The organism is Bacillus salipaludis (assembly GCF_030938565.1).
Classification (GTDB): Bacteria; Bacillota; Bacilli; order Bacillales; family Cytobacillaceae; genus Neobacillus; species Neobacillus salipaludis_A.
In genome coordinates, this window is record NZ_JAVGVR010000001.1 from 5,808,109 (window position 1) to 5,821,144 (window position 13,036).

The 13,036-nt window shown below is 42.2% G+C and carries 10 protein-coding genes; all 10 read right to left on the bottom strand.

The window, feature by feature from the left end; genetic code table 11:
* Nucleotides 1–3: 3 nt before the first annotated feature.
* The gene (locus RCG21_RS29005; RefSeq protein ID WP_133333969.1) at nucleotides 4–537 is read right to left on the bottom strand and encodes an acyltransferase; all 534 of its coding nucleotides are present in this window, start codon (nucleotides 535–537) and stop codon (nucleotides 4–6) included.
* A gap of 5 nt (nucleotides 538–542) precedes the next feature.
* Nucleotides 543–1,187, bottom strand: coding sequence for a pyrophosphatase PpaX (gene ppaX, locus RCG21_RS29010; protein ID WP_133333968.1), 645 nt, complete (start codon nucleotides 1,185–1,187; stop codon nucleotides 543–545).
* A 19-nt stretch (nucleotides 1,188–1,206) separates the two neighbouring features.
* Nucleotides 1,207–2,028: a prolipoprotein diacylglyceryl transferase gene (gene lgt, locus RCG21_RS29015; protein ID WP_133333967.1), complete on the bottom strand. Its 822-nt coding sequence runs from the start codon at nucleotides 2,026–2,028 to the stop codon at nucleotides 1,207–1,209.
* A 21-nt stretch (nucleotides 2,029–2,049) separates the two neighbouring features.
* Complete coding sequence (hprK, locus tag RCG21_RS29020; protein ID WP_308914033.1) at nucleotides 2,050–2,985, bottom strand: HPr(Ser) kinase/phosphatase; 936 nt, start codon at nucleotides 2,983–2,985, stop codon at nucleotides 2,050–2,052.
* A gap of 314 nt (nucleotides 2,986–3,299) precedes the next feature.
* Nucleotides 3,300–3,659 (bottom strand): phage holin family protein, encoded by a 360-nt coding sequence (locus RCG21_RS29025; protein WP_133333965.1) that lies wholly within the window; start codon nucleotides 3,657–3,659, stop codon nucleotides 3,300–3,302.
* 53 nt (nucleotides 3,660–3,712) lie between these two features.
* Nucleotides 3,713–4,843, bottom strand: coding sequence for a DUF4097 family beta strand repeat-containing protein (locus tag RCG21_RS29030; RefSeq protein WP_133333964.1), 1,131 nt, complete (start codon nucleotides 4,841–4,843; stop codon nucleotides 3,713–3,715).
* Nucleotides 4,844–4,984: 141 nt separating this feature from the next.
* The gene (uvrA, locus tag RCG21_RS29035; RefSeq protein WP_133333963.1) at nucleotides 4,985–7,861 is read right to left on the bottom strand and encodes an excinuclease ABC subunit UvrA; all 2,877 of its coding nucleotides are present in this window, start codon (nucleotides 7,859–7,861) and stop codon (nucleotides 4,985–4,987) included.
* A gap of 7 nt (nucleotides 7,862–7,868) precedes the next feature.
* A complete protein-coding gene (uvrB, locus tag RCG21_RS29040; protein ID WP_308914034.1) occupies nucleotides 7,869–9,848 on the bottom strand; it encodes an excinuclease ABC subunit UvrB in 1,980 nt (659 codons plus the stop codon).
* Nucleotides 9,849–10,206: 358 nt separating this feature from the next.
* On the bottom strand, nucleotides 10,207–10,440 hold the full coding sequence (locus RCG21_RS29045) for a CsbA family protein (RefSeq protein WP_133333961.1): 234 nt from the start codon (nucleotides 10,438–10,440) through the stop codon (nucleotides 10,207–10,209).
* A gap of 145 nt (nucleotides 10,441–10,585) precedes the next feature.
* The gene (locus RCG21_RS29050; protein WP_133333960.1) at nucleotides 10,586–12,997 is read right to left on the bottom strand and encodes a heavy metal translocating P-type ATPase; all 2,412 of its coding nucleotides are present in this window, start codon (nucleotides 12,995–12,997) and stop codon (nucleotides 10,586–10,588) included.
* Nucleotides 12,998–13,036: the final 39 nt, after the last annotated feature.

The following is a 13,036-nucleotide window of genomic DNA, read 5'->3' on the forward strand; positions in this document are numbered from 1 at the left end:
ATCTTATTCATTTTTTCGATAAATCGGGTCAGCTGCCCAGCGCTTTTCCAGTTCTTCTCTTGTGTAGATTACCCTCATTGGATTGCCGCCAACAAAGCTCCCTGGCGGTACGTCTTTATGTACAAGGGTTCCGGCTGAAACAATCGCCCCATCTCCAATTGTAACTCCAGGGAGAATCGTCGAATTCGCGCCAATCATGACTTCACTGCCAATGTCGATCGGGCCAAGCCGATATTCTTTGATTAAATATTCATGGGCCAGGATGGTGGTATTGTAGCCAATCACCGTATTGCGGCCAACACTAATCTTTTCCGGAAACATGACGTCGAGCATCACCATTAACGCAAAGGAGGTTTGCTCCCCTACCTTTACCCGAAGGAAGGTGCGGTACAGCCAGTTTTTCATCCCGAGAAAGGGTGTGTAACGTGCCAGCTGAATGACAATAAAATTTTTGACCACCTTCCAAAATGGCACAGTCTTATAAACATGCCATAGGGAATTCGCCCCTTCAACCGGATAGCGGGTTGTATTTCTCATCCTTCTCACTCTCCGAGAATGGTTAATAAGTCTGCCATGTTCTCTAGCATATAATCTGGTTCATATTTGGCAAGATAGTCTCGGCCTTTAATGGTCCAGGCGACTCCTGCTGTTTTTGTTCCTGCATTTTTCCCAGCCAAAATATCATGGAAATTATCACCGACCATAATGGTTTCCTCAGGTTGGGAATTTAATTGCTCCAACGCTTTAAGAATCGGTTCCGGATCTGGCTTCACTTTTGTCACATGATCCAGCGCAACTACGACATCAAAATATTCCTCGAGCTTCATTAAGCGTAGACCCTTTAAACTCGTATCATGACGCTTGGTTGTGACAACTCCAAGCTTATAGCCCTTTTCCTTCAAAGTACCGATGGTTTCCAGCACACTAGGAAATTCTTTCACGAGCAAATCATGGTTGGCAAGATTATAGGTCCGATATTCTAAAATCATTTCCTCAACCCGGTCAGGGTCAACGGTTGAAAATGCCTCATGAAGGGTAGGACCCATGAACGGAAGTACGTCTTCTCGCTTATATTTGTTTGGGTAATATTTTTCAAGTGTGTGTAAATAAGTCGCAATGATTAATTCATTCGTATCGATTAATGTCCCGTCTAAATCAAATAGAAGGGTGGTAATGTTGCTCTTCATGGTTGTTTCTCACACCGCCTTATGATATGGATTGATCTAAATAACGCTCTTCTGACAGATTCTTCTTTCGTCTAATCAACAGGATTGCCACGGCACCAATGACTAGGACAATGGAAATCATTTGTGCCATTCTGAGAGTACTAGTCAGCATAAGGCTGTCAGTCCTCATTCCTTCAACGAAGAAACGGCCGACGGAATACCAGATCACATAGGAAAGGAATAACTCCCCGCGGCGCAGATTAACACGGCGAAGCAGTATTAATAAAATAAAGCCAATAAAGTCCCAGACAGATTCATATAAAAATGTCGGATGATAATAAGTTCCATTAATATACATTTGATTGATAATGAAGTTCGGTAAATGTAAATTTTCTAGGAAGCTTCTCGTGACTTCCCCACCATGAGCTTCCTGGTTCATAAAATTCCCCCATCGGCCGATGGCTTGGCCGAGAATGAGGCTTGGAGCAGCAATGTCAGTAATTTTCCAAAAGGACACTCCCCGCTTTTTCGCAAAAACATAGGTGGTAATAACGGAGCCGATAAGGGCCCCATGGATGGCAATCCCGCCATTCCATATGGCTGGAATCTCAGATGGATGCTGGGCATAATACTTCCATTCAAAAATCACATAATAAATCCGCGCTGAAATAATCGCAATCGGGATCGCCCAAAGCATTAAGTCTGCAAATGTATCCTTTGGCAGGCCGCGGCGATTCCCCTCCCTGATGGCAAGGAACAAAGCAAGCGCCAATCCTGAACCAATAATAATTCCATACCAATGCACTTGAATGGGTCCAAGTGTAAAAGCAATGGGATTAAGCGGCTGAATATTTTCTTTCATGTTCTAGTCTCCTTATTTCCCTTAAATGTCTTCATGTTCGCCTTCTTCAATGACCTCGGAGAGACGCTCAGTAAATTGCTGGGCGGCATTGACACCCATCCGTTTAAGCCTGAAGTTCATCGCCGCAACTTCGATAATTACTGCGATGTTTCGTCCTGGGCGAACAGGAATAGTCAGTTTGGTGACATCTGTATCAATAATTTTCATTTTTTCTTCGTCTAAACCAAGACGGTCATACTGCTTTTGAGAATCCCAATTTTCGAGACTAATGACGAGCGAAATCTTTTTGTTACTGCGGACAGCTCCCGCACCAAATAACGTCATAACATTGATGATTCCGAGCCCGCGGATTTCTAATAAATGCTCGATTAATTCTGGAGAAGTTCCAACAAGAGTATCTTGATCCTCTTGGCGGATTTCAACACAATCATCAGCCACTAAGCGGTGCCCGCGTTTCACCAATTCCAAAGCAGTTTCACTTTTACCAACGCCGCTTTTACCAGTAATTAACACCCCGACGCCGTAAATATCGACTAATACACCGTGAACAGCGGTCGTTGGCGCAAGTTTACTTTCTAAAAAATTGGTTAACCGGCTGGAAAATCGAGTTGTTTTCATACCACTGCGGAGGACAGGAACAGATTCGCGTTCGGACGCTTCAAACAGTTCTTGAGGAACCTCTAATCCACGTGTGACAATGATTGCCGGAGTAATATCGGTGCAAAGCTGTTCCATTCGGGACATGCGTTCACTTGGTGTGAGTTCCTCAAAAAAGGAAAGCTCTGTTTTTCCTAACAGTTGGATTCGCTCTGCAGGATAAAACTCAAAGTATCCAGCCATTTCAATTCCAGGGCGGGAAATATCACTTGTGGTAATCGGGCGGTTAATTCCTTCTTCACCACTCATAAGTTCTAGATGAAATTTTTCTAAAATTTCCTTCGTGCGTACCTTTACCAAGTAGGTTCCTCCTTTTTTAGAAAAGCGCAAACTTCTAATGATGCTGATGATTTGGTTATAAGTGCTGATACTAGTGGTATTAATTAAAATAAGTTTCCTCTTATTTTAGCATTTTTTAAACAAGAACCAAATAATTTAGACAATTTCTCTGAAATGACACCATAGGAGCAAAAGAAAACAAACAGATGCAACTCTATTAAATTCCCACACAACCATGTCCATTTTCCGAACAAGTTTATGCCGAAGAACTGACGTTTTTATTGATTTTACTGCAAAAAAATAGCGCAGGATTCACTCCCGCGTTATTTTTCATTTTATTGTTTTTTAGAAGGTTCCAAAATCGTCTTTTGAATAATCAGGTTAACAATTGCCATGATAATGGCAGCAAACAGAGCCATTCCAAAGCCGGATATCTCAAAGGCCGGTCCCATAATGGCATCAGTAATCTCAAGGGTAAGCGCATTTATCACAAACAAAAATAAGCCAAGTGTTAAAATGGTTGCCGGCAGGGTTAACAGGATTAACAGTGGGCGTACCAAAATATTTAGTATGGAGAGCAGAAAACTTGCTTGAAGGGCAGCTGTAAAACCTGCCAGTTGGATACTTTCACGAAAATATCCGGCAAGCGCCATAAATAAAATAGCATTAATTAGGACTCCTATCAGCCATCTCATCTTCTCGCATCCTGCTCAATTGGTAATAATGTTTCTTTCATGTAAACTCCCACCTATTTAAATGGAATAACTCCGTCTGATTTATGAATGGTAATAGAACCCGTTTTTGTGTCGGCAAATACCTTTAACTGTCGCTCAGGATGATTAATCGATTCGAAACGCAGTAATTTTTGTATCATTTCGCTTTTTTCCTCGAGAATTTGGACCCCCTCAAGCTTCATATTAAAGCCGCCGAGATTGGTTTTTAATTCCCCATTAACTGGAACACCCTCCGGAACATAAAGATCAATACTGCCTGTGGTTGCCTTTGCTGAGATTAACTCACAGCGATTGCCATTCAGGCTGTATGTTACATTGCCATTGAATGTTTGCGTTGCCATCTTTCTAAAATTCCCATCCAGCTTAATTGCCCCATTAATGGTCTCAGCCTCAATATCATCAATAATACTATTTTGAAGCTTTATATGACCATTGGCTGTTTCGATTTCCGCTCGCTTTCCAGTTACCCTTGCTAAGTCAATTTTACCATTAGCGGTTTTGACGCGAAAATCGGTTACATTCAATTCTTCACCTGAAATCGGTCCATTAAACATTCTTACACGAATTCGTTCATACTGTGCCTGCGGGATATATATAACCGCATCGACCTTCATCCATTTTTGCTGGGTCGTAAAGCGCAGTTTTTCCCCCTCTATGGCAAAAATGACATCCTTTAAGAAGTTTTGTCTTGCCTGTTCGGGTGTATCAACCCGATATACCTTTGCCTGACATTCAATCCGAACATCCTTCTGATCCCATGCAGCAATTTTTAATGAGCCGTTGGCCACATCCAAATCCATATCCTTTAAATAAACGTCGCCATGTTGAAAAATATGGGAGATTTCTACGGATTGTCCGAAGTTTAAATCGAGATCAAAGTCTTTAATTTTTTTTAAAGCGGAATCAACAAAGTCAAATATTTTATCTTTTGTAGATTGGAACCTGTTTCCATTTGCATATTCTTGATTTTCCTTATTCGCTTCCTCAAACTTGACTGCAGTGGAAAGCTCACGAACGATTTGCTCCTGTTTTTGCTCCATGGTCTGCTGTGCCTTTTCCAGCTCCTCAAGCAAGGATAGTGCCTCGTCAACCTTTAATTTTCCCTCTTCAACCATTTGTAAAATCCGCTTTCTTTCCTCTTTCATGTTTTTCACCCCGAATCATTTATTCTATTCATCTTATTCCATTCCTGGGACTTTTACGCCTTCTGTACTACTTTATTAATACGAATTGAGTGGAATTAAAGTTTCAGTTTTCCCCATGCAAAAAAGCTAGAGCACCTGGCCTTAGCTTTTTGCAATCATTTCTTTTTCATCAATTTGCTTTTTCATCCGCACGCGATCACGTTCAAGAATTGGTTTTAAATATTTTCCTGTATAGGACTCAGGAACCTCCGCGACCTTTTCCGGTGTACCGGTCGCCACAATAGTACCACCCTTATCGCCGCCCTCCGGACCTAGATCAATTAAATAATCCGCTGCTTTAATCACATCAAGATTATGCTCGATAACAAGAACGGTATCGCCATTCTCTACCAAGCGCTGAAGCACAACAAGCAACCTAGAAATATCATCCACATGCAATCCGGTTGTCGGCTCATCCAAAATGTAGAAGGATTTTCCAGTTGAACGTCGATGGAGCTCCGATGCCAATTTCACCCGTTGCGCTTCCCCTCCAGATAACGTGGTTGCCGGCTGCCCTAATTTGATGTAGCCAAGCCCCACATCCAAAATCGTTTGCAGCTTGCGGCTGATTTTTGGAATGTTCTCGAAAAATTGAACAGCCGCCTCTACCGTCATATCTAATATATCGGCAATGTTCTTTCCTTTGTACTTTACCTCAAGTGTTTCGCGGTTATAGCGTTTCCCGTGGCACACTTCACAAGGGACATACACATCAGGCAAAAAGTGCATTTCAATTTTGATAATCCCGTCACCACGGCAGGCCTCACAGCGGCCGCCTTTAACATTAAAGCTGAAACGGCCTTTTTTATAACCGCGAACCTTTGCCTCATTCGTTGTCGCAAAAACATCGCGAACATCATCGAACACACCTGTGTATGTCGCTGGGTTCGAACGCGGAGTTCTGCCGATTGGCGATTGGTCAATATCTATGACCTTTTCTAAATAGTCAATCCCCTTAATGCTCTTATGCTCACCCGGCTTCGTTTTGGCATGATGCAGCTTTTGTGCCAGTGACTTATGAAGGATTTCATTAATCAACGTACTTTTCCCTGACCCAGAGACACCGGTAACGGCAATAAACATTCCAAGTGGGATTTTCACATTGACATTTTTTAAATTGTTCTCCGAGGCTCCTTTAATTTCAACAAAACGGCCGTCAGATTTTCTGCGTTCAAGTGGGAGTGGGATAAATTTCTTTCCTGATAAATACTGGCCGGTTAAAGAATTAGGATCGGCCATCACTTCTTCAGGTGTACCAGCAGAAATCACTTCCCCGCCATGCACCCCTGCACCAGGTCCGATATCAATTAAGTAATCCGCCGCAAGCATTGTGTCCTCATCATGTTCGACGACAATCAAGGTATTCCCGATATCGCGCATGTTTTGCAAGGTTCCAATTAAACGGTCATTATCCCGTTGGTGCAGTCCAATGGAAGGTTCATCAAGAATATATAATACCCCTGTTAACCGTGATCCAATCTGGGTGGCTAAGCGAATCCGCTGGGCCTCACCGCCGGAAAGAGTTCCCGCTGTACGGCTAAGGTTCAAATAATCAAGACCGACATTAATCAGAAATCCTAAGCGCTCACTAATCTCACGAAAAATTAACCTAGCAATTTGCATCTCTTTTTCAGATAGATTCAATTCGGAGAAAAATTGATGCGCTTCTTCAATAGAAAGGTCCGTAATCTGGGAAATATGCCTGCCAGAGATTAAGACAGCCAAACTTTCTGGTTTTAAACGATACCCCTTACAAGCCGGGCATGGCTGCTGTCCCATGTATTTTTCCATCTGTTCACGAATATAATCGGAACTTGTTTCTTTATAACGGCGCTCAACGTTCCTGAGTACTCCTTCAAATTCAATATGACCTTCACGGATTTGTCCGAAATCATTTTCATAGCGAAAATATATTTTTTCACGGTCAGATCCATATAAAATTTTATCCATTTGGTGTTTTGGAATATCTATAACTGGAATATTCATGTCGATACCATAATGATCACAGACTGCCTCAAGCAGCTGCGGATAGTATTGCGAACTGGTTGGCTCCCACGGGGCAATTGCATGCTGTTTTAGCGTTAAATCCTTATTTGGAATCACAAGGTCAACATCGACCTCAAGCTTCGAGCCAAGCCCGTCACACTGAGGGCAGGCACCAAACGGGCTATTAAAAGAAAACATTCGCGGCTCTAATTCCCCAATGGAAAAACCACAGTGCGGACAGGCATGGTTTTCACTGAATAGTAGTTCTTCCTCCCCAATAACGTCGACGATGACTTTTCCAGCTCCGAGTCCTAAGGCCGTTTCAAGGGAATCAGCCACCCTTGAAGAAACCCCTTCTTTTACGACAATCCGGTCAACAACTACTTCGATGGAATGCTTTTTATTTTTTTCCAGCTCAATTTCATCACTGAGATCGAGCATTTCACCATCGACCCGGACACGTACAAAGCCTTGCTTTTTAATATCCTCGAACACCTTTACATGTGCTCCCTTACGGCCAGATACAATTGGGGCAAGGATTTGCATTTTCGTGCGTTCCGGATACTCCAGAATTCGGTCTACCATTTGCTCAATCGTTTGTGACGAAATCTCAATTCCGTGAATCGGACAAGTGGGATGCCCAACTCTAGCAAACAGCAGTCGTAAGTAATCATAAATCTCGGTTACTGTTCCTACTGTTGACCGCGGATTTCGGCTTGTTGTTTTTTGATCAATCGAGATTGCCGGAGATAATCCCTCAATCGCGTCGACATCCGGCTTATCCATCTGTCCAAGGAATTGCCGGGCGTAGGCGGAAAGGGATTCAACATAACGGCGCTGACCTTCTGCGTAAATGGTATCAAAGGCAAGCGAGGACTTTCCTGACCCGGAAAGTCCCGTTACGACCACTAGTTTATCTCTCGGAATTGTAACATCTATATTTTTAAGATTGTGAGCCCTTGCTCCTTTTACAATAATGTTTTCCATTGCCATGATTAAGTTATCCTTCCGCTTTCAATTCTAAAATTAAATCACGAAGCTCGGCGGCACGCTCGAAATTAAGCGCCTTGGCGGCTTCCTTCATTTCTTTTTCCATATCGGCAATTAAGCGTTCTTTTTCTTTCTTGGACAGCTTGCCAAGTGCTGCTGCCGGTTTGTAGTCTTCCTGCTCCTCAGCCGCATGCGTTGCACGAATAACATCGCGAATATCCTTCTGTATCGTTTTTGGTGTTATCCCGTGCTTTTGGTTATATTCCTCCTGGATCTCGCGACGGCGCTTCGTTTCACTAATCGCCATTTCCATTGAATTAGTCATCCGATCAGCATACATGATTACCTGTCCGTTTGCATTCCGGGCCGCACGTCCAATCGTTTGGATTAAAGAGCGTTCCGAACGGAGGAACCCTTCTTTATCCGCATCTAAAATAGCTACAAGCGAAACCTCCGGTATATCGAGACCTTCCCTGAGCAGGTTAATTCCAACGAGGACATCATATTTACCAAGACGCAGCTCGCGAATTATTTCAATCCGCTCAAGCGTTTTGACTTCTGAATGAAGGTATTGGACTTTAATGCCGATTTCTTTTAAGTAATCGGTTAGGTCCTCTGACATTTTTTTCGTTAATGTTGTAATCAGCACACGTTCATTACGCTTCACTCGATCCTGGATTTCACCAATTAAATCATCAATCTGTCCTTCAATTGGACGAACTTCAATTGGCGGATCTAACAAGCCGGTTGGACGAATAATTTGTTCAACCATTTCCGGTGTATGCTCTAGCTCGAAGGGACCAGGGGTGGCGGACACAAAAATAATATTGTGAATATGTTTTTCAAATTCATCAAACGTAAGCGGCCGGTTGTCTAATGCGGAAGGCAGGCGGAATCCGTGTTCAACAAGCACTTCTTTCCGAGCTTTATCCCCATTAAACATTCCTCTGACCTGTGGCAATGTCACGTGTGATTCATCAATAACCATTAAAAAATCCTCTGGAAAATAGTCTAATAGGGTATAAGGTGTCGAACCTGGCGGCCGTAATGTTAGATGGCGCGAGTAGTTCTCAATACCTGAACAAAAGCCCATTTCCCTCATCATTTCCAGGTCGTAGCGTGTCCGCTGTTCGATTCGCTGAGCCTCAAGCAATTTATCATTTTCCCGAAGGACCTTTAGGCGTTCTTCGAGTTCTTTTTCAATGTTTTCAATGGCAATGCGCATCTTTTCTTCTCTCGTAACGAAGTGGGAGGCAGGGAAAATAGCTACATGGTCCCGCTCTCCAATAATTTCTCCTGTCAAGGCATCTACTTCACGAATCCGGTCGATTTCATCGCCGAAAAATTCAACACGCATACAGTGCTCATCCCGTGAAACCGGGAAGATCTCGACCACATCACCGCGGACACGGAATGTTCCCCGTTTGAAATCGATGTCGTTTCGTTCATATTGGATATCGACGAGACGATGGAGCAGCTGATTGCGTTCAATTTCCATCCCTGTTCGGAGTGAAAGTACCATTTCACGATATTCCTCTGGCGAACCGAGACCATAAATACACGAAACACTGGCAATGATGATGACATCATTCCGCTCAAAAAGCGAAGAGGTTGCTGAGTGCCGCAATTTATCAATTTCATCGTTGATGCTTGCATCTTTTTCAATAAATGTATCAGTCTGTGGAACATAGGCTTCCGGCTGATAGTAATCATAGTAGCTGACAAAGTACTCCACAGCATTGTTTGGGAAGAATTCCTTAAACTCACTGTACAGCTGGCCGGCCAAGGTTTTATTGTGAGCAATCACAAGGGTTGGCTTATTTACCTCTTTAATGACATTGGAAATCGTAAATGTTTTACCCGTCCCAGTTGCTCCTAAAAGGGTTTGATAACGTTTATTTTCATGGATTCCTTGCACTAATTGACGGATAGCTTCAGGTTGGTCGCCCTGCGGCGAATATTTAGATACTAATTCAAATTGGTCCTTCACAAAATTTCCCCCTAAATACAATAGGTTCGATTCATTACTTTTCTGCCTTTTTAAGAAAGTCTCGGACCGGTTGCGGCTGAAAAGTGATTCTTTCCATAATATATATTACCATGTTACCACAAAACACCAAAAACAAACCAATAATATGCGAACGAATATTCGTTTTTTTGAAATAAGTGCTGTTTTCCTACCTATATTACACTCAAATTAAAATTAAATAGAATACCGTCGTAAAATTACTAGTCTTTCTGAAACTAAATGTTTTTCCGCGAATTGACCAGGTTTATCCGCGAATCCAATATCCTGTCTATTAATTATAAAAAACAAAAAGCCTGCCAAATCCTGATTTGGCAGACTTCTAGCTTTTTTTTATGATTCTCGGCTTCATTTTTGCAGCCAGCCAAAAACCGGCCGTCAATGATAGAGCATCGATGATAATAAGCGGTAAAGTATGGGTATAACCTTTATAAGCAGAAGCAGCAATAAGTGCGACGGTTAATGCAAGTCCTATAATCCGATTGTAAGTGACCCGTGTAAAAAACAAAACGAGTAAGCCCGGCAAAATAAGCGCCGACAAAAATTTAATCACCAATGGGTACACCTCATTCATTCATTTCTGTTAATTAATTCTAAAAATTTATTCACAAAATTGCAACAGAAAAATGAAATTAGCTATTGAAATTCCGTATTTCCTATAAGGATTTCACCATAAAAAGGAGTGGATCATATCCACACCTTTACAATTTAACCTTTTGCAACCGTAATGCATTCAAAACAACTGAAACGGAACTGAATGCCATTGCTGCCCCTGCAAGCCAAGGTGCAAGGAACCCAAGCGCAGCAACCGGAATACCAAGTGTGTTATAGGCAAGCGCCCAAAAAAGGTTCTGTTTAATATTACGAATCGTCTTTTTACTCATAAAAATGGCATCAGCAATACTATTTAAATCCCCGCGAATTAGTGTAATATCAGCTGCCTCCATCGCCACATCCGTACCAGTCCCAATCGCCATACCGATATCGGCAATAGCAAGGGCCGGTGCATCATTGATTCCATCTCCAACCATGGCAACCTTTTTACCTTGTGCCTGAAGCTTCTTGATTTCATCCGCCTTCCCTTCAGGAAGTACCTCAGCAATTACCTGGTCTACTCCAACCTGAACTGCAATGGCATTTGCTGTTTGCTGATTATCCCCTGTAATCATGATTACTTCAATTCCCATATTTCTTAGGCGGCTGATCGCTGTTTGGGATGTTTCTTTTATCGTATCCGCCACGGCCACTATTCCTGCAAAATGACCATTTATTGCTGTAAGCATCGCGGTTTTTCCAGCCCTTTCTAATACATCCATCTGATCAAGAGCATTTTCCGCAGATACATTAAACTGTTTCATTAACTTTCTTGTTCCCACCAGCAGCTCTTTTCCTTCGACAATTGCCTTTATACCAAATCCAGGAATCGCTTCAAACTCCGTTACATCCTTTAAAGCAATTCCTTTATCTTTAATCCCTTGAACAATCGCTTGAGCAAGTGGGTGTTCGGATTGTTTCTCAGCTGATCCCACAAGTGATAAAAATTCTTCTGATTTAGAGTTGTTTGTGAAAACATCGGTTAAAACCGGTGTACCATTTGTAACTGTGCCAGTTTTATCGAGAACAACAGTAGAAATTTTATGCGTCATTTCCAAGTGTTCCCCGCCTTTAAACAGAATTCCATATTCTGCTGCTCGCCCTGAACCAGCCATAATCGAAGTTGGTGTTGCCAATCCCAATGCACACGGGCAGGCAATTACGAGAACCGCAATCAACTTCTCCAACGCCTCTGCAAAATCCCCGGGTGTTACGAAAAAATACCAAACAACAAAGGCTAGGACGGCAAGTGCCACAACAATAGGGACAAATATGCCGGAAATTTTATCAGCTAGACGTTGGATCGGCGCTTTTGATCCCTGGGCTTCTTCCACAACTTTAATGATCTGTGCCAAAGCTGTATCCCTGCCAACTTTTGTTGCTTCCACTTTGAGAAATCCATTTTTATTGATGGTAGCTCCAATTACCTCATCACCAGGACTTTTATCAACAGGAACGCTTTCACCTGTTAACATCGACTCATCAATAGCCGAACGGCCCTCTATTATCTTTCCATCGACTGGAATCTTCTCACCGGGTTTAATATGAAGGATATCCCCAACGATTACTTCCTCAATCGGGACCTCCTGTTCAATTCCTGCTCTCTCAACCATTGCTGTCTTCGCTTGAAGACCCATCAATTTCTTAATCGCTTCAGATGAACGACCCTTTGCTTTCGCCTCAAACAGCTTTCCAAGAATGATCAATGTAATCAGGATTGAACTTGTTTCATAATAAAGCTCCACTGAATTTCCGTGACTTCCAATAGAGACAATAGATAGATATAAACTATAAAAATAAGCAGCGGAAGTTCCCAGTGAAACGAGAACATCCATATTGGCACCCTTATTTTTTAAAGCTTTATAGGCACCAACATAAAACTGTTTCCCAATCATGAACTGAACCGGAGTGGCCAAAGCTAATTGAACCCACGGATTCATAAACATATCCGGAACCCATATGAATGAAGTGAAACTGAAATGACCTACCATTGCCCATAAAAGCGGGATTGAAAGGATGCTCGAAAAAAGAAACTTCCCTGTTTGTTTTTCAATTTCCTTTTGGCGATAGTCAATCGTATCTTTTACATCTTCCTTGATATGAGCACCATAACCGAGGGTTTCCACCTTTTGAATGATTTCACCTGTTGAGAGAACCCCACTATTGTACTCCACTGTCGCTTTTTCTAAGGCTAAATTCACATTTGCCCTTACAACACCCTCTAATTTAGTAAGGCCTTTTTCGATTCGGGCCGCACAAGCGGCACATGTCATTCCAGTGATATCAAATTCAGTTTTTTCATTGACAACCTCGTATCCTAAATCCTTAATCTTTTTTTCTATTTCTTCGACCTTGATTTTTTCGGGATCATATTTAACATTAGATTTTTCCAAGGCCAGATTCACATTTGCAGTTTCAACGCCTTCTAATTTATTAAGACCTTTTTCAATTCTAATGGCACATGCAGCACAGGTCATTCCAGAAATCTGTAAATTAGTCTCTTTTATATTTTGACTCATAAAAGCCAGCTCCTTATACCCTATATAGGTATATATTTT

Coding starts and splice junctions, on each gene's coding strand:
- RCG21_RS29005 (WP_133333969.1), bottom strand. CDS start 537: ATGAGAAATACAACCCGCTATCCGGTTGAAGGGGCGAATTCCCTATGG.
- ppaX (WP_133333968.1), bottom strand. CDS start 1,187: ATGAAGAGCAACATTACCACCCTTCTATTTGATTTAGACGGGACATTA.
- lgt (WP_133333967.1), bottom strand. CDS start 2,028: ATGAAAGAAAATATTCAGCCGCTTAATCCCATTGCTTTTACACTTGGA.
- RCG21_RS29025 (WP_133333965.1), bottom strand. CDS start 3,659: ATGAGATGGCTGATAGGAGTCCTAATTAATGCTATTTTATTTATGGCG.
- RCG21_RS29030 (WP_133333964.1), bottom strand. CDS start 4,843: ATGAAAGAGGAAAGAAAGCGGATTTTACAAATGGTTGAAGAGGGAAAA.
- uvrA (WP_133333963.1), bottom strand. CDS start 7,861: ATGGCAATGGAAAACATTATTGTAAAAGGAGCAAGGGCTCACAATCTT.
- RCG21_RS29050 (WP_133333960.1), bottom strand. CDS start 12,997: ATGAGTCAAAATATAAAAGAGACTAATTTACAGATTTCTGGAATGACC.